The sequence below is a fragment of the Streptomyces sp. NPDC015127 genome (genome assembly GCF_043080095.1).
Lineage (GTDB): Bacteria > Actinomycetota > Actinomycetes > Streptomycetales > Streptomycetaceae > Streptomyces.
In genome coordinates, this window is the sequence record NZ_JBIBVE010000006.1 from 305772 (window position 1) to 322978 (window position 17207).

13 protein-coding genes and 1 riboswitch are annotated in these 17207 nt (G+C 72.1%); of the genes, 7 read left to right on the forward strand and 6 right to left on the reverse strand.

Annotated features, from left to right (window positions below):
* Nucleotides 1–216 precede the first annotated feature (216 nt).
* The gene (locus ACF08N_RS14695) at nucleotides 217–1335 is read right to left on the reverse strand and encodes a cobalt-precorrin-5B (C(1))-methyltransferase (RefSeq protein WP_392324964.1); all 1119 of its coding nucleotides are present in this window, start codon (nucleotides 1333–1335) and stop codon (nucleotides 217–219) included.
* Nucleotides 1336–1511: 176 nt separating this feature from the next.
* Here ACF08N_RS14695 and ACF08N_RS14700 point away from each other — a divergent pair, with 176 nt between their 5' ends.
* Both ACF08N_RS14700 and ACF08N_RS14705 read left to right on the forward strand, forming a co-directional pair.
* Nucleotides 1512–2705, forward strand: a complete 1194-nt coding sequence (locus ACF08N_RS14700; RefSeq protein ID WP_392324965.1) for an RNA-guided endonuclease InsQ/TnpB family protein — start codon at nucleotides 1512–1514, stop codon at nucleotides 2703–2705.
* Between the two features lie 44 nt (nucleotides 2706–2749).
* A complete protein-coding gene (locus ACF08N_RS14705) occupies nucleotides 2750–3502 on the forward strand; it encodes a cobalt-precorrin-6A reductase (RefSeq protein WP_392324966.1) in 753 nt (250 codons plus the stop codon).
* Between the two features lie 279 nt (nucleotides 3503–3781).
* Here the strand turns inward: ACF08N_RS14705 and ACF08N_RS14710 are convergent, their stop codons facing one another.
* From ACF08N_RS14710 to ACF08N_RS14720, 3 genes are read right to left on the reverse strand one after another with little or no spacing between them, the layout of a single operon-like run.
* Nucleotides 3782–5278: a precorrin-2 C(20)-methyltransferase gene (locus ACF08N_RS14710; protein WP_392324967.1), complete on the reverse strand. Its 1497-nt coding sequence runs from the start codon at nucleotides 5276–5278 to the stop codon at nucleotides 3782–3784.
* Nucleotides 5278–5904: a precorrin-8X methylmutase gene (locus tag ACF08N_RS14715; protein ID WP_392325060.1), complete on the reverse strand. Its 627-nt coding sequence runs from the start codon at nucleotides 5902–5904 to the stop codon at nucleotides 5278–5280. Before ACF08N_RS14715 ends, ACF08N_RS14710 begins: the two co-directional genes overlap by 1 nt.
* A gap of 11 nt (nucleotides 5905–5915) precedes the next feature.
* Nucleotides 5916–7490 (reverse strand): cobalamin biosynthesis protein CobG, encoded by a 1575-nt coding sequence (locus tag ACF08N_RS14720; RefSeq protein WP_392324968.1) that lies wholly within the window; start codon nucleotides 7488–7490, stop codon nucleotides 5916–5918.
* Nucleotides 7491–7603: 113 nt separating this feature from the next.
* Nucleotides 7604–7694, forward strand: a riboswitch (cobalamin riboswitch).
* Between the two features lie 54 nt (nucleotides 7695–7748).
* Here ACF08N_RS14720 and cobN point away from each other — a divergent pair.
* The 5 genes from cobN to ACF08N_RS14745 all read left to right on the forward strand — a co-directional run bounded on the left by cobN (nucleotide 7749) and on the right by ACF08N_RS14745 (nucleotide 14206).
* Entirely contained in the window at nucleotides 7749–11381 is a 3633-nt protein-coding gene (gene cobN / locus ACF08N_RS14725) for a cobaltochelatase subunit CobN (RefSeq protein WP_392324969.1), read from the forward strand.
* A gap of 109 nt (nucleotides 11382–11490) precedes the next feature.
* Nucleotides 11491–11856, forward strand: a complete 366-nt coding sequence (locus ACF08N_RS14730) for a hypothetical protein (protein WP_392324970.1) — start codon at nucleotides 11491–11493, stop codon at nucleotides 11854–11856.
* A gap of 34 nt (nucleotides 11857–11890) precedes the next feature.
* A complete protein-coding gene (locus tag ACF08N_RS14735; RefSeq protein WP_392324971.1) occupies nucleotides 11891–12331 on the forward strand; it encodes a VOC family protein in 441 nt (146 codons plus the stop codon).
* Nucleotides 12332–12408: 77 nt separating this feature from the next.
* Nucleotides 12409–13221 carry an SAM-dependent methyltransferase gene (locus tag ACF08N_RS14740; protein ID WP_392324972.1) on the forward strand — a complete coding sequence of 271 codons (813 nt, stop codon included), beginning with the start codon at nucleotides 12409–12411 and terminating at the stop codon, nucleotides 13219–13221.
* Nucleotides 13222–13354: 133 nt separating this feature from the next.
* The gene (locus ACF08N_RS14745) at nucleotides 13355–14206 is read left to right on the forward strand and encodes an MBL fold metallo-hydrolase (RefSeq protein ID WP_392324973.1); all 852 of its coding nucleotides are present in this window, start codon (nucleotides 13355–13357) and stop codon (nucleotides 14204–14206) included.
* A 572-nt stretch (nucleotides 14207–14778) separates the two neighbouring features.
* Here the strand turns inward: ACF08N_RS14745 and ACF08N_RS14750 are convergent.
* Both ACF08N_RS14750 and ACF08N_RS14755 read right to left on the reverse strand, forming a co-directional pair.
* Nucleotides 14779–15390, reverse strand: coding sequence for a hypothetical protein (locus ACF08N_RS14750; protein WP_392324974.1), 612 nt, complete (start codon nucleotides 15388–15390; stop codon nucleotides 14779–14781).
* 388 nt (nucleotides 15391–15778) lie between these two features.
* A complete protein-coding gene (locus ACF08N_RS14755) occupies nucleotides 15779–17128 on the reverse strand; it encodes a phosphatase PAP2 family protein (protein ID WP_392325061.1) in 1350 nt (449 codons plus the stop codon).
* Between the last annotated feature and the right edge of the window lie 79 nt (nucleotides 17129–17207).

Below are 17207 nucleotides of genomic sequence, written 5' to 3' on the forward strand. Positions count from 1 at the left end.
CCGAGGGGCGCGACGCCCCCGTGGTGTTGTGCCCACCCTCCCCCCAGACTCCGTCCGGGGGGACCCCCATCGCCCTGCGGAACAGTTGCCCCCAACAAGTCGTCCAGACGCCCGCGCGGCGCAGCCCGCGCACACGGGGGCCGGGGTGGAGCCCCTTGTCTCGTCTTGTCTCGTCAGGGTTTCGGGGAGGGGCAGGGTGGGGGAAGGACCCCCGCCTCACGGACCCGCCGGGGCCGACCGGCCCACCACCGCTCCCGCGCGGTCGATGCACACCACGTCCACCGTCACCGGCGCACCCCGCAGGACCGACAGTGCCTCGTCGCGGGCCCTCGCCGCGACCAGGTCGCCGAGCGGGACGCCCGCCGCCTCGCAGAGGCGCAGCGCCGCCAGGCCCGTGTTGGCCGTCGTGATCTCCGCGGCAAGGGACTCGGACGCGCCGCCCGCGCGGGCCAGCTCGGCGAGGAAGACCTTGTCGACCTGGGAGCGGGCCGAGTGGAGGTCCAGGTGGCCCGCCGCCAGCTTGGAGAGCTTGGCGAAGCCGCCGCAGATCGTGAGGCGGCCGACCGGGTGGCGGCGGACGTACTTGAGGACCGCGCCCGCGAAGTCGCCCATGTCGAGCAGGGCGATCTCCGGCAGGTCGTAGAGCGTCGTCACGGTCTTCTCGGAGGTCGAGCCGGTGCAGCCCGCCACGTGGGTGAGGCCCGCCGCGCGGGCGACGTCCACACCGCGGCGGATGGAGTCGATCCAGGCGGAGCAGGAGTACGGGACGACGATGCCGGTCGTCCCCAGGACGGACAGCCCGCCGAGGATGCCGATCCGCGGGTTCCACGTGGAGCGGGCGATCTCCTCGCCGTCGTCGACGGAGACTGTGATCTCGACGTCCCCCGTGCCGCCGTGCAGGCCCGCCACGAGGGCGACGTGCTCGCGCATCATCTGGCGCGGTACCGGGTTGATCGCCGGTTCGCCGACGTCCAGGGGCAGGCCGGGCAGCGTGACCGTACCGACGCCGGGCCCGGCCCGGAAGACGACGCCGGAGCCGGCCGGGAGGATCCGTACCGTCGAGCGGACCAGCGCGCCGTGCGTGACGTCCGGGTCGTCGCCCGCGTCCTTGACGACTCCGGCCATGGCCGAGCCGCCGGACAGGGACTCGGCCGCCAGCGCGAACGCCGGCGTCTGCCCCTTCGGCAGCGTGATCGTCACCGGGTCCGGGAACTCTCCGGTCAGCAGAGCCGTGTACGCGGCCGTCGCGGCCGCCGTCGCACAGGCACCCGTGGTCCAGCCCGGGCGCAACCCCGTGTGCTTGAGTTGGGCGTCACGCCCGCCGCCTGAACTCATCCTGCCTCCTTCGTGCATACCCCCACCTTTAGGTGAGGCTGTGGGTACCTCCCGCTTGCGGGGGAGAAGCGAAGCCCCTGCATGGCAGGGCAGGGAAGGGCGAATCGCCGCTGGGCGATTCGTCGTTCACCAGCAACGCCCCGCAGGTCACTAGTTGTGGTGTTAGCGTGTGAGCTGTGACCACTCACGTGAGGCGGGCTTTGAAGTACCGCTTCTATCCGACCGATGCGCAGGCAGCGGAGCTGTCGCGCACTTTCGGATGCGTGAGGAAGGTCTACAACATGGCGCTCGCAGCCCGTACCGAGGCGTGGACGCTGCGCCAGGAGCGGGTCAACTACAACGCCACATCGGCGATGCTGACCGCGTGGAAGAAGACCGAGGAACTGGCATTCCTCAACGAGGTCTCCTCCGTTCCGCTTCAGCAGTGCCTTCGGCACCTGCAAGTCGCGTACACCAACTTCTTTGCCAAGCGGGCCCGGTACCCGCGCTTCAAGTCGAAGAAGGAGGCCCGCGCCTCGGCCGAGTACACATCCAGCGCGTTCCGGTTCCGGGACGGACAGCTCACGCTTGCCAAGATGGTGGAGCCGCTGGCGATCGTGTGGTCTCGTCCGCTCCCGGAGGGTGCGAAGCCGTCCACGGTGACCGTGTCCCGTGACGGTGCCGGACGCTGGTTCGTCTCGATCCTGTGCGACGACCCCAGCGTGAAGCCGCTCCCCGCAACCGATACGGCTATCGGGATTGACGCGGGTCTGGACAGTCTCCTGACCCTCTCGAACGGCGAGAAGATCACCAACCCCCGGCACGAGCGCAAGCACCGCGCCCGGCTCGCGAAGGCACAACGCGCCCTCGCGAAGAAGACCAAGGGATCGAACAACCGGGCCAAAGCCCGGCTCAAGGTCGCGAGGATCCACGCCCGCATCTCCGGAGCCCGCCGCGACCGGCTCCACAAGCTCACCACCCGACTCGTTCGTGAGAACCAAACGATCGTGATCGAGGACCTGACCGTACGCAACATGGTCAAGAACCACACGCTCGCACGCACCATCTCCGATGCCGCATGGTCGGAGTTCCGGAGCCTGCTGGAGTACAAGGCCCATTGGTACGGCCGCCAAGTGATCGCGGTCGACCGCTGGTTTCCCTCCTCCAAACTGTGCTCCGCCTGCGGCACCATCGCATCGAAGATGCCCCTCAACGTCCGCATCTGGACGTGCGGCTGCGGCACCACCCACGATCGGGACGTGAACGCAGCACGCAACATTCTGGCCGAAGGACTTTCGGTGTCTGTCTGTGGAGCTGGTGTAAGACCTCAACGGAGAACTCCGGGCGGGCAGTCGGCGACGAAGCAGAAACTCTCACAGCGCGAGCCGTGAGAATCCCCACCCTTCAGGGAGGGGAGAGTCAAGAAAGGACTCCCGTGCACGTACTCGTTCTCGGCGGGACCGCCGAGGCCCGCGCCCTCGCCGCGGCCCTGCACCCCGAGGTCCGCGTCACCAGCTCCCTCGCCGGACGGGTCGCCGCCCCCCGGCTGCCGGCCGGGGACGTACGGATCGGCGGGTTCGGCGGCGTGGAGGGGCTCGTGGACTGGGTGCGCGCGCACCACGTGGACGCGGTCATCGACGCCACCCATCCCTTCGCCGAGCGGATCAGCTTCAACGCGGCCCGGGCGGCCGCCACCGCCCATGTTCCCCTGCTGGCGCTGCGCCGCCCCGGCTGGGTCCCGGTCGAGGGCGACGACTGGCACCCGGTCGGCTCCCTGGCAGAGGCGGCCCGCGCGCTGGACGGCCTCGGGTGGGGGCACCTCCCAGGACGAAGTCCTAGGGGGAGGGTGTTCCTGACGACCGGGCGGATGGGGCTCGCCGCCTTCGCGCACTGCCCGCAGTGGTTCCTCGTACGGTCGGTGGACGCGCCCGAGGCGCCCATGCCGGCCCGCACCGAAGTCCTGCTGGACCGGGGCCCCTTCACCCTCGACGGCGAACGCGGGCTGCTGCGCGCCCACCGCGTCGACGTCCTGGTGACGAAGGACAGCGGTGGCGCGGCAACCGCCCCGAAGCTCCGCGCGGCCCGCGAGGCGGGCATTCCGGTGGTGGTCGTGCGCAGGCCGCCGGTGCCGGAGGGCGTGCGGGTGGCGGCGACGGTCGAGGCAGCGGCGGCCTGGGTGCACGGCTGAGGCCGCCGCCCCCTCGTCGAGGGTGCGGCGGCCCCAGTGGCGTGCAGCCCTTTCCGGACCACGCGGCGCAAGGCCGGGGCTGTTCATACGAGATGAAGGAGCGATGCGCCGGGGGCAGGGCGGTGCGGGTGGGGCCGGACTTCCGCCGGAAGGGCGCTGTACAGCCTGTGCGTTCGGCACGACGGACGGCCGGTCCGGGCGTCGACGATCCGCGGGAGCGCGGTCCTCGGGGGGAGGCCGTCCGCGTCGCGTGACCGGACGCGGACGGCCTCGGTACCGTCACTCGTAGCGGCGCGGCGTCCAGGTGATCGTCCGGCCGTCGCCGCGCTCGACCGCCCGTGTCCGGGACGAGCCGATCAGCAGCAGCGTGCGCATGTCGACCTCGGAGGGCTCCAGCGTCTTCAGGGTCACCACCCGCACCGACTGCTCCGGGCCGCCCACGTCCCGCGCCACGACCACCGGGGTCTCGGGCGAGCGGAGTTCGAGCAGCAGGTCGCGCGCCGCCGCCACCTGATGCGTACGGGAGCGGGAGCCCGGGTTGTAGATCGCCAGGACCAGGTCGGCCTCCGCGGCAGCCCGCAGCCTGGTCTCGATGACCTCCCAGGGCTTGAGCCGGTCGGACAGGGAGATCGTGGCGTAGTCGTGGCCGAGCGGGGCGCCCGCCGCGGCCGCCGCCGCGTTCGCCGCGGTCACGCCGGGCAGGACGCGCACGGGCACATGCGCGTACTGCGGCTCGGAGGCCACTTCCAGGACCGCCGTCGCCATGGCGAAGACGCCCGGGTCGCCGCCGGAGACGACGGCCACCCGCCGGCCGCGCCGTGCCAGGTCGAGGGCGAACTCGGCGCGTTCGGACTCCACCTTGTTGTCGGAGCCGTGCCGGATCTGTCCGGGGCGGTTCGGGACGCGGTCCACGTACGTCGTGTAGCCGACGATCTCGTCGGCGTCGGCGAGCGCGCGGCGCGTCTCGGGCGTCAGCCACAGCGGGCCGGCCGGCCCGGTGCCGACGACCACGACCTCGCCGCTCTCCGGCTCGGGCCGCGGGTTGGCGATACGACTCGGCACGACGGCGACGGAGAAGTACGGCACGGACTGCGGGTCGATGTCCGCCAGTTGCCCGGTCCGCTCGCCGTCCATGGTGGCCCGCTCGACGTACCGGGCCTCGTCCAGCCGGCCCGATGCCTCCATCGCGCGGCGTACGGCGGGGAAGGTGCGGCCGAGCTTCATCACGACGGCCGAGTCGGTCGCGGCGAGCCGGGCGGTCAGCTCCTCCTCCGGCAGCGTGCCGGGGATGACCGTGAGGACCTCCTCCGCCTCGCACAGCGGCGTTCCGAGCCGGGCCGCCGCGGCGCTGATCGAGGTGACGCCCGGGACGACCTCGGTCGGATAGCGGTGCGCGAGCCGCTTGTGCATGTGCTGGTAGGAGCCGTAGAAGAACGGGTCGCCCTCGGCGAGGACGGCCACCGTCCGCCCGGCGTCCAGGTGGGCGGCGAGGCGGGCCGCCGCCTCCTCGTAGAAGTCGTCGAGCGCGCCGCGGTACCCGCCGGGGTGGTCGGTCGTCTCGACCGTGATCGGGTACATCAGACGCTCCTCGATGTGGTCGGGGCGCAGATGCGGGGCGGCGATGGAACGGGCGATGGAACGGCCGTGGCGGGCGCAGTGATACGCGATCACGTCCGCCTCGGCAATGATGCGCGCGGCGCGCAGGGTCATCAGCTCCGGGTCGCCGGGGCCGAGTCCGACGCCGTACAGCCGCCCTGTCGTCTTCTCGTCGCTCATTACTCCGCCTCGCTGGCGATCGCGTTGACGGCGGCGGCGGCCATGGCACTGCCGCCGCGCCGGCCGCGCACCACGAGGTGTTCGAGGCCCGACGGGTGGGCGGCCAGGGCGTCCTTGGACTCGGCGGCGCCGATGAAGCCGACGGGCACCCCGATGACGGCGGCGGGGCGGGGCGCGCCCTGCTCGATCATCTCCAGGAGCCGGAAGAGCGCGGTGGGGGCGTTGCCGACGGCGACGACGGAGCCCTCCAGCCGGTCGCGCCACAGTTCGAGGGCGGCGGCACTGCGGGTGGTGCCCAACTCGGCGGCGAGCGCGGGCACGGACGGGTCGGAGAGGGTGCAGATCACCTCGTTGTCGGCGGGCAGCCGCTTGCGGGTGACGCCGCTCGCCACCATCTGCGCGTCGCACAGGATGGGCGCGCCGGCGCGCAGGGCGGCGCGGGCGTTGACGACGACGTCCGGGGAGTGGGCGAGGTCGCGGACGAGGTCGACCATTCCGCAGGCGTGAATCATGCGGACCGCGACCTGGGAGACCTCGGCGGGCAGCCCGGCGAGGTCCGCCTCGGCGCGGATCGTGGCAAAGGACTGGCGGTAGATCTCCGCGCCGTCCTTCTCGTACTCGAACACTGTGCTCTCGCTCACTTCGTCGGTCGTCGGTCGATGGGATGGGTGCGCGCCACCGCGAGGGCGTCGGCGAGCTCGGTCAGGGGGACGGTGTGCCCCGGGGCTCCGGGGGCGGTCACGTCGTAGCGGCCGTCGCCGGTGGCGACGACGTCCACCCAGGTGCCCCGGGGGTGACCGCACCGGCGTGCGCAGCCGGACCAGTACACGGGCAGCCCGCCCGCGCCGGCGGCGATGCCGGCGGTGGCGTCGGCCCGTACGTCGGCGAGCGACTTGGCGCATCCGGGCCGCCCGGTGCAGGCGCCGACGCCGAGCCAGGGCGAGTCGGGCGCGGTGACGAGTCCGGCGTCGGCGAGGGCGGGCAGGAGCGCGCCGGGCACGCCGGGCAGCACGACTCCGCGCCAGGGCGTGACGCGCAACTCCCCGGTGCCATACGCCTCGGCGGTGCGGGCCAGCAGCCGCCACTGCGCGCCCCGGACCCGCCCGAGCACGACGCCGACGTACACCCCGGCACCGTCGCCACCGGGCAGCGGGCCGGGCACGGGCGGGCCGACCGGGCCGACCGGGCCGGCCGCCGGTGCGCCAGGGGTGAGGCCGGTGGCCGCCCCTGTGCCACCGTTACCGTCGCCCCGGCCGTCACCGTCGCCCCGGCCGTCACCGTCGCCCCGGCCGTCACCGTCGCCCCGGCCGTCGCCGTCAGCCGCCGGGTCGGTGCCGGGCTCCGGCTCCACCGAGCCCGTGGCGCCGTGCGCCGGGCCCGGGGCCTCGCCCACCTCGCCCGCCTCGGCCTGGCCCACCGGGCCCACCTCGGCATCCGGGTCCGCCGGGTCCGCCACCACAGCCGGGCCCACCGCCGCCGCCGCCGGCACCCCCGCCCGCGTCAGCCGACTCGCCAGGTCCGTCGCCGACACCGCGTACTCCCGCGGGAGTTCTCCCACCCGCCACGCCTTCGTGCCGCTCGCGTCCGCCGCGTCCAGGAACGTCTCCGCGGCGAGCAGCAGCGCACGCGCGCCGTCCGGCGTGGCGACCGTCACCGCCTGCTCGCCGAGCAGGATCCGCACCCGCGCGCCGACCGGCTCTGCGAGCAACATCACATCCGCGCCGAGGCCCGCCATGTCCCCGCGGCCGTCGTCCAGCGCGAAGAGGAACCGTCCCGACAACGCCGTCGCCCGCTCGCTCGCGCACAGCAGCGCGTCCAGTTCGCGCACGAGCGGCTGCACGTCCAGGTGCCCGCGGCCGTCCAGCCCGGACAGCGGCGAGGCGACGACGTTGCGGACGCGCTCGTGGGCGGGCGCGGGCAGCAGGCCCGCGGCGTCCAGCAGGGACGCCAACTCCCCGCCGCAGCCGACGCGGAGACCACGGAGCTGAAGGTTGCCGCGGGACGTGATGTCGAGCGCGCCGTCGCCGAGCCGCTCGGCCGCGTCGGCCAGCGCGTACGCCTGCCGCGCGCTCAGCACTCCCGCGGGCACGCGGACGCGCGCCAGCGCACCGTCGTCCGCGGTGTGCAGCCGCAGCGCGCCGGGGCAGGCATCACCGCGGTCCCGTACGGGAGTTTCATCCCGGTCCGGGCGGTTCGAGGGGGCCGATGGCATGGCGGCGAGCATACCGACCATCACACAAGCCACCTGCTGCCGGAGACGTGACGGCCCTTACTATGCTGAGCGGCGGGCCACACGGTCCGTCACCGCCGAAGACGGCGTCAGGGGAGGAAGCCCGGTGAGATCCCGGCGCGGTCCCGCCACTGTGAGCCCGGCAGCAGCGCAGCACGCGCACGCGGCCGGGTGAGCCAGGAACTCCCGCCGTCCTCCACCGCCCGGGGCGCGGAAACCCCGAGGAAGGCCAGACGCCGCATGCAGCGAACATCCGGGGAGCACTCCCCGCAGGCCCGCATCCTGCTCCTGTCGACGTCCGACACCGACCTGCTCAGCGCACGCGCGGCGGGCGGCCCGGTCACGTACCGCTTCGCGAACCCCTCGCGCCTGCCGATCGACGACCTCCCCGCTCTCCTGGAGGGCACCGACCTCGTCGTCGTACGCCTCCTCGGCGGGCTGCGCGCCTGGCAGGAGGGCATCGACGTGCTCCTCGCCACCGGCCGCCCGGTCGTCGTCCTCACCGGCGAACAGGCCCCCGACGCCCAGCTGATGGAGACGTCCACGGTCCCGATCGGCATCGCGGCCGAGTCCCACGCCTACCTCGCGCACGGCGGCCCGGCCAACCTGGAGCAGCTCGCCCGCTTCCTGTCCGACACCGTGCTGCTCACCGGCCACGGTTTCGAGCCGCCGTCGGCGGCGCCCACCTGGGGCCGCCTGGCGCGCACCCCGCGCCGGGAGACCGACGGCCCGCTGATCGCCGTGCTCTACTACCGCGCCCACCACATGAGCGGCAACACCGCCTTCGTGGACACCCTGTGCGGCGCGATCGAGGACGCCGGCGGCCGCGCCCTCCCGCTGTACGTGGCGTCCCTGCGCGCCCCCGAACCGGAGCTGCTGGAGCAACTGCGCAGCGCCGACGCCCTGGTGACGACGGTGCTCGCGGCTGGCGGCACGCGCCCCGCCGACGCGTCGGCGGGCGGCGACGACGAGTCGTGGGACGCCGGCGCCCTCGCGGCGCTGGACGTGCCCATCCTCCAGGCGCTGTGCCTGACGGGATCGCGCTCGGCGTGGGAGGAGAACGACGAGGGCCTGTCCCCGCTGGACGCGGCGAGCCAGGTGGCGGTGCCCGAGTTCGACGGCCGGCTGATCACGGTGCCGTTCTCGTTCAAGGAGATCGACGAGGACGGGCTCCCGGCCTACGTCGCCGACCCCGAGCGCGCCGCCCGCGTCGCCGGGACGGCCTTGCGCCACGCCCGTCTGCGCCACATCCCGAACGCGTCGAAGCGGATCGCGCTGGTCCTGTCCGCGTACCCGACCAAGCACTCCCGTATCGGCAACGCCGTCGGCCTGGACACCCCCGCGTCCGCCGTCGCCCTGCTGCGCCGGCTGCGCGCGGAGGGCTACGACTTCGGGCCCGAGGAGGAGATTCCGGGCCTTGTCTCCGGCGACGGCGACGAGCTGATCCACGCGCTGATCGAGGCCGGCGGCCACGACCGGGAGTGGCTGACCGACGAGCAGCTCGCCCGCAACCCGGTCCGTATCCCCGCGGCCGACTACCGGCGCTGGTACGCGCAGCTCCCGGCCGAACTGCGCGAGGCGGTGGAGGAGCACTGGGGCCCGGCGCCGGGCGAGATGTTCCTGGACCGCTCCCGCAACCCCGAGGGCGACATCGTGCTGGCCGCCCTGCGGCGCGGCAACCTGCTGATCCTCATCCAGCCGCCGCGCGGCTTCGGCGAGAACCCGATCGCGATCTACCACGACCCCGATCTGCCGCCCTCGCACCACTACTTGGCCGCCTACCGCTGGATCGCCGCCTCGGCGGACGACGGCGGTTTCGGCGCGGACGCGATGATCCACCTGGGCAAGCACGGCAACCTGGAGTGGCTGCCGGGCAAGAACGCGGGCCTGTCCGCGGCCTGCGGCCCGGACGCGGCGCTCGGCGACCTGCCCCTCGTCTACCCGTTCCTCGTCAACGACCCGGGCGAGGGCACCCAGGCCAAGCGCCGGGCGCACGCCACGCTGGTCGACCACCTGGTGCCGCCGATGGCGCGTGCGGAGTCGTACGGCGACATCGCGCGCCTGGAACAACTCCTGGACGAGTACGCCCAGATCTCCTCCATGGACCCGTCCAAGCTGCCCGCGATCCGCGCCCAGATCTGGACGCTGATCCAGGCGGCGAAGCTGGACCACGACCTGGGTCTTGACGACCGGCCGGACGACGACGGCTTCGACGACTTCCTGCTGCACGTCGACGGCTGGCTGTGCGAGGTGAAGGACGCGCAGATCCGCGACGGCCTGCACGTCCTGGGCGGCGCCCCGACCGGCCCCGAGCGGGTCAACCTGGTCCTGTCGATCCTGCGTGCCCGCCAGATCTGGGGCGGTACGACGTCGCTGCCGGGCCTGCGGGAGGCGCTGGGCCTGGACGAGTCGGCGGCGACCCGGACGACGGCCGACGAGGCGGAGGCCACGGCCCGCGAACTGGTCGAGGCGATGGAGGCCGCGGACTGGGACCCGGACGCGGTCCCCTCCTCCCACGGCGAGCACGTCGCGGCGATCCTGCGCTTCGCCGCCCTCGAGGTGGTTCCCCGCCTGTCGCGTACGACGGACGAGATCACCCACGCGGTGCACGCCCTGAACGGCGGCTTCGTCCCGGCCGGCCCCTCGGGGTCGCCGCTGCGCGGCCTGGTCAACGTGCTGCCGACGGGCCGCAACTTCTACAGCGTCGACCCGAAGGCCGTCCCCTCGCGCCTGGCGTGGGAGACGGGCCAGGCGCTCGCCGACTCCCTCCTGGAGCGCTACCGCGCGGACAACGGCACATGGCCCACGTCCGTCGGCCTGTCCCTGTGGGGGACGAGCGCGATGCGCACGGCCGGCGACGACATCGCGGAGGCCCTCGCCCTGCTGGGCATCCGCCCTGTGTGGGACGACGCGTCGCGCCGCGTGACGGGCCTGGAGCCGATCCCGCTCGCCGAGCTGGGCCGCCCCCGCGTGGACGTCACCCTGCGCATCTCGGGCTTCTTCCGGGACGCGTTCCCGCACACGATCGGCCTGCTGGACGACGCGGTCCGCCTGGCGGCGTCCCTGGACGAGCCGGCCGCCGACAACCACGTCCGCGCCCACACCCAGGCCGACCTGGCCGAGCACGGCGACGAACGCCGTGCCACGACCCGTATCTTCGGCTCCCGTCCCGGCACGTACGGCGCGGGCATCCTCCAGCTGATCGACTCCCGCGACTGGCGCACGGACGCCGACCTGGCGGAGGTCTACACGGTGTGGGGCGGCTACGCGTACGGCCGCGGCCTGGAGGGCCGCCCGGCGCGCGCCGAGATGGAGACGGCGTACCAGCGGATCGCGGTCGCGGCGAAGAACACGGACACGCGCGAGCACGACATCGCGGACTCCGACGACTACTTCCAGTACCACGGCGGAATGGTGGCCACGGTCCGCGCCCTGCGCGGCACGGCCCCCGAGGCGTACATCGGCGACTCCACCCGCCCGGAGACCGTCCGCACCCGCACCCTGGTGGAGGAGACGTCCCGTGTCTTCCGCGCCCGCGTGGTCAACCCCCGCTGGATCGAGGCGATGCGCCGCCACGGCTACAAGGGCGCCTTCGAACTGGCGGCGACGGTCGACTACCTCTTCGGCTACGACGCCACGACGGGCGTGGTCGCGGACTGGATGTACGACAAGCTGACGCAGACGTACGTCCTGGACCCGGCGAACCGCGCCTTCCTCCAGGAGGCCAATCCCTGGGCCCTGCACGGCATCGCGGAACGCCTCCTGGAGGCGGAGTCCCGCGGCATGTGGGAGAAGCCGGACCCGGCGGTGCTGGAGGGCCTGCGCCAGGTGTTCCTGGAGACGGAGGGAAACCTCGAGGAGGACGAGGCGTAGACCGTGGGACGGACCGGGTGCATGAGCGACGGACGCGGGCGGGACCCTCTGGGCTTCCGGTAGATCCGCCGGGAGATCCTTCCCGGCGGGCGCTACCCATGGAGTCCCCGTGGCACGCACCGCTCATCACCCACGCCCCACCGCCACCCGTGACCGCCGCCCCTGGCGGCGGCTCGTCCTGCACGATCTGCGCTACAGCCGCCGCGTCCTCGACGAGGCGGCCCTGCGGCGCGGCCGCCCGCGGCCGCAGGCCGTACGGCGCCGGGTCGAGGTCCACTGCTTCCTGCGCGGCGGACTCGACCGCGGCATCACCGTCGAGTCCGCGATCGAGGAACGCCGCGCCCGCCGGCGCCTGCGCGCGCAGGTGGGCGTCCTGCTCCGCACCGTCAACTCCCCCGGCGGGCCTCTGCGGACCGAGGCTGCGGACCTCGTCGACGTGCCGCCCGTACGGCACCGGCACAGCTCCCTGTGGTGAGGCTTCGGTCAGTGGCCGCCGGTACGGTCCTGCCATGGCAGCCAGAATCGACCTGACCCTCGACTGCGCGGACGCGCGGCTCCTCGCCCAGTTCTGGAAGACGGCACTGGGATACATCGACGAGCCGCCGCCAGCGCCCTTCACCACCCGTGCGGAGTGGCTCGCGCAGTTCGACCTGCCGGAGGACGACTCCGAGGACGACGGCGCCTGGCTCTGCGACCCGGAGGGCATCGGCCCGCGGCTGTCCATCCTCGAGGTCCCCGAGCCCAAGACGGCGAAGAACCGGCTCCACATGGACGTCCGCGTCCCGGGCCACGGCACGCCCGACGAGAGGTGGGCGCGGATCCGGGCGGAGTCCGAGCGGCTGGTGGCGGCGGGCGGCAGCGTCCTGGACGTCTTCGACGGGCACCACATCGTTATGGCAGACCCTGAGGGCAACGAATTCTGTGTCGCGGCGGCGTCGGCGACGGCCTGATGTCCGCGTGAATCCCTTACGCTGGCGCCCAGTTGCTCATCGCAGGGCCCAACGCACCGTTTCCAGGAGGGTTTCCCGTGTCGGAACTCAGCCCCAAGCCTGCCGCCGCCGCGGACATACGCGCCCGCATCGACACCAGCAGGCCGCACTCGGCCCGCTTCTGGAACTACTTCGTCGGCGGCAAGGACAACTACGAGATCGACCGCCAGACCGGCGACCACATCAAGCAGATCTTCCCCGGCCTGGTCGACGTCGCGCGCACGAGCCGCCACTTCCTCGGGCGCGCGGTCCGGCACCTGGCGGGCGAGCAGGGCGTCCGCCAGTTCCTGGACATCGGCACCGGCCTGCCGACCGCCGACAACACCCACGAGGTGGCCCAGCGGGTGGCACCGGACTCCCGCATCGTCTACGTCGACAACGACCCGATGGTGCTCGCCCACGCCCGCGCCCTCCTCACGAGCACCCCCGAGGGCCGGACGTCGTACCTGGACGCCAACCTGTACGCGCCCGACGACATCCTGAAGGCCGCGGAGGCCACGCTCGACTTCTCGCAGCCCGTCGCGCTGATGATCCTCAACACCCTGGGCCATGTCGCCGACTACGCCGAGGCGCGTGACCTGGTCGCGCGGCTGATGGCGGGCCTGCCGTCGGGCAGCTACCTGGTGATCAGCGACAGCACGTCGACGAGCGAGGGCATGATCGCGGCGTCGAACGCGTACAACCAGAGCGGGGCGATCCCGTACTACGTGCGCAGCGTGGAGGAGATCGCCGGATTCTTCGACGGCCTGGAGCTGGCGGACCCGGGCGTGGTCCAGGTCACCGAGTGGCGCCCCGACGGGGACGACGCGACGGCGGTGGACGCGTACTGCGGGGTGGCCCGCAAGCCGTAGCACGCCGGGGCGGCGGGCCTCCGGGCCCGCCACCGGCGCGTGAGGGCGTTGTCTCCATTTGACGAGGGCCTGCTACGGGGCTGGACTGGAGGCACGGGCACTGCGGCCACAGTCCGTTCTAGGGACATCAGCGATGACCACCATCGAGACATTCAATCTGCTGGAGCCCTACCAGATCGCCGAGGAGACGTTCGTCATCCCCTGGGCGCTGGAGGCACCGCCGGTCGGCCACTTCCCGATGAATTCGATGGTGATCCGCGGCACCGAACCGGTGCTCGTGGACACCGGGGCACCGGCGGTGCGGGCACAGTGGCTGGAGGCCGCGTGGTCCGTGGTGGACCCCTTGGACGTGCGGTGGATCTTCCTCACACACGACGACCGCGACCACTCCGGCAACCTCTTGGCGGCCCTCGCCGCCTGCCCGAACGCGACGCTGCTCACGACGTGGTTCTCGATCGGGCGCATGGCCGAGGAGTGGGAGACACCCGTCAACCGGTGCCGCTTCATGATCGACGGTGACACGGTGGATGCGGGCGACCGCACTCTGGTGGCCAAGCGGCCGCCGCTCTACGACAACCCGACGACGCGCGCGCTCTTCGACACGAAGACCGATGTCCTGTGGGCGGTGGACACCTTCGCGACGAACGTGCCGGCTCCCGTGCCCGACATCGAGGACCTCTCCGCCGACGAATTCCGCGACGGCCAGTTCTTCGGCGGGCGTCTGGTTTCGCCCTGGGTCGCTCTGCTGGACAGCCAGAAGTTCGGGGCGGTGGTGGACGACGTCCAGAGGCTCGACCCCCGGGTCATCGCCGGCTGCCACACGCCGGTGCTTCGCGGACCACGGATCGCGGAGGCGTTCGACCTGCTCCGGAGGCTTCCCGAGCTTCCGGCGTGGCCGGAGTTCACGCAGGCCGACCTCGACCAGTGGATGGCGGTCGCCGAAAGCTCGGTCCCACCGGAACAGCCACGACCGTCGGCCACGTGACGGGCGTTCTTGCACGCGTCGTGCGCCTCGTGGGCGTCGTGTGCCTCGCGTGCCTCGTGCCGAACGGACCGACCTCCGGCGCGGTGTCGTGACGGGGCGCCCAGGGCTCCCGGGCCCCCCGTCTGCGTTCACTGGGCATCGGCTGGGCGCACTCGGGCCACCGGGGGTGAGGAGCTGGACGCCATCTCCCGCTCTTCCAGTACGGGAACGCCGAGTGTTACGCGGCGGGCCTCGCTGATACCGCGCTCACTGCGGAACCGCAGACGAGGACTGCCGACAGCGCGATCACGTTGGTCAGAACGTCTTGGATCTGTGCGGCGGAGACGTAGACGACCACGATGACGACGAGAACGGCGGCCCAGTCTCGCGGGCGGCGGACCGACTGTGGCCGGGAGCTGCTGTGGGTGGATGCCAAAGGCCCCCAGCCGTGAACGGCTGGGGGCCGATGCCGTGGTGGGCGCGGACGGTTTCGAACCGCCGACATCTGCTGGTGAGCCTGGTGACCGTGATGCCACGCGGCTCACGTCCCTGAGGGGATCAAGTTCGTCTCAGCGTGGCGGGACGCCGGCCGTTCACGGCTGAGGCGTGTCTCCGGGCGTCGGCTCGTCGCGCTCCTCCCACGTGCCGCAGCTGGTGATCTCCGCACCCGTGCGATCGCAGGTGATGGTGTGCACGGTCCCGAATGTGGTGATCACGTCGATGACGATGTCACTGCCCTGACCGGTGGGGCCGACGTCGATGGATACCCCGCAGGCCCCCTCGGGTACGTCTCCGCCCTCATCGGAAAGGTCATCCCAGTCGATGGTTCCGAGGGGGGTGAGCTCGTCACCGACATAGGCGACTCCGCCACTTGTCGCCGCGTAGAACGCGCCGCCGCCGGCTGCTTCCTGGCGCACGGTGTCGATTTCGAAGCAACCGTTACCGGGGCCCGGCCGGTCCTTGTCCTTGTCCTTGTCTTTGTCCTTGTCCTTGCCGGGTTCGGGGTCCATCGTGCGGAGGGATTCCAACTCGGTGGACACGAAGGTCGCGGCAGGTTCGGCGCTCAGGCCCTGAGCTGCCGCCGGTACGGCACCCAGCGTCCCGACCAGCGCCGTTGCGGCCAGCGATGTGCCCGCGACCATTCCCAGCCGCGTCACCCACCGCGAACGGCGCAGAGGCGATACGGCTCTGTCTTGAACATGCATGAAACGCTCCCAAGTGGATTGGGTCCGGACTTTTCCGAGGTACCGTTCCATTCTTTGCGGCCGCCCGATCCCCACCACTTCTGTTGAGCCGACCGAATGACTTCTGTGGAAGTCCGCATGGTCAAGGAGGAGAACGGCCAGGCCCTGCTCCGGAGAGCACTGGGTGTCAACTCCCCATGCGCTAAGGGCTTCCATGGGGCGAGAGTTATGCGGCGGCGCCGATGCACGCACGAACTCGACGTCGCCGGCCACAGGCAAGCACGCCCGACCGGCGTACGCCTCCGAAAGGGAAGTAGCCGGCGGCACCGTTACCTTGCGGCATCAAGTGCCAGTTCTCGGACGGCTTCGATCCGATCGTCACCCGGCCCAGGCCGGGGCGACTGTTTCGTCATCCCGCCGAGGTCTTGACGCTCGCTTCAGCCGGCCCGGTCGGCGACATACCGGTCGCACTCGACTCGACCGGTTCCGGCTGGGATTCGCTTCGCGGTCCCGGCAGATGCACCGACGCGGGCTTCCGGTCCCACCGCTTGGCCGTCCGTACGTAGCCGTAGACCACCGAGGTCATCGCCAGGACGAGCAGCGGCCCGAACACCCATGGATGTTCGGCCATCTCCACCGACAGATAGCGATACGACACCAAGAGCGCGGTGAAGACCGCGGTGCCGTAGACGACCAACTGGAGACCCGACCGGTCCCAGCCGCGGTCGAGCGCGCGCAGCGCCGTCTCGATCGTGACCGTGAAGACCACACCGGCGATGATGTCCGCGCCGTAGTGGTAGCCGAAGCCCAGCGTTGCGCCGAGCGTGGCGATCAGCCAGAACCCGCCCAGGAAGCGCAGAGCCCACGGACCCTTGAGGGAGTGGATGAAGATCGCGGTGGCCCACGCCGTGTGCAGACTGGGCATGCAATTGCGCGGGGTGATCGCGTCGAAGGGCATCGGGAGCGGGGTGCCGACCGGCGGCGGCGTGTCCGGCCACAGGTTGGCCACCGCCCAGGGGCCCCCGTCGGCACCGTAGGCGAAGATCGGTCCGACCACCGGGTAGATCATGTAGATGCCTGGCCCGAGCAGGCCGATGACCAGAAACGTACGCACCAGATGATGGCCCGGGAAGCGGCGCTCGGCCGCCACGTTGCGCAGCTGGTACAGCGCGATGACGACCGCGCCCACCGCGAGCTGGACGTAGACCCAGTCGAGGACGTGCGCGCCGACGGAGCCGGTGGCCGCGACAATCCGGCCTACCACCCACGACGGGTCGCCCAACGCGTGATCGGCGGTTGCCACGTACTGGTCGAGCACAGTCGGGCGCGTCTTCGACGTGATCAGCAGCCACGTGTAGCCGGTCTTGCGGCCGGCCACCAGCAGCAGGGCCAGTCCGACGCCTTTCAGCAGCAGGACGCGGTCACGGCCGGTGCGCCGCGTGACGGCGATGACGGCACAGGCCAAAGTCACCCACAACGCGCCGTTGCCCATCATCATCTTGGCGTCGACGGCCCACCGCACCAGCCAGAAGACGAGGTCGATGCCGATCGCGGCGCCGAGCGCGATGAAGCGCTGCCGCCAGGTGAGCACCACCATCATCAACGCCATGCTGACGTACAGCACGACCCCCGATTTGGGGGCGAAGATCACCTCTCGCGCCTGGTCGGTGATCGGCCCCCGCTCGCCGTACCGGCGCGCGGCGATCTCCAGCGCAATGAGGAATCCGAGGCCCACGGCACTCACCGCGACCCACAGCATGACGCGTGGTTGACGCCATGCAGCCAACCGAGGGCTGGCGCCTTGCCGCGAAGACCCTCGCGTCAGTGTGGATGTCATT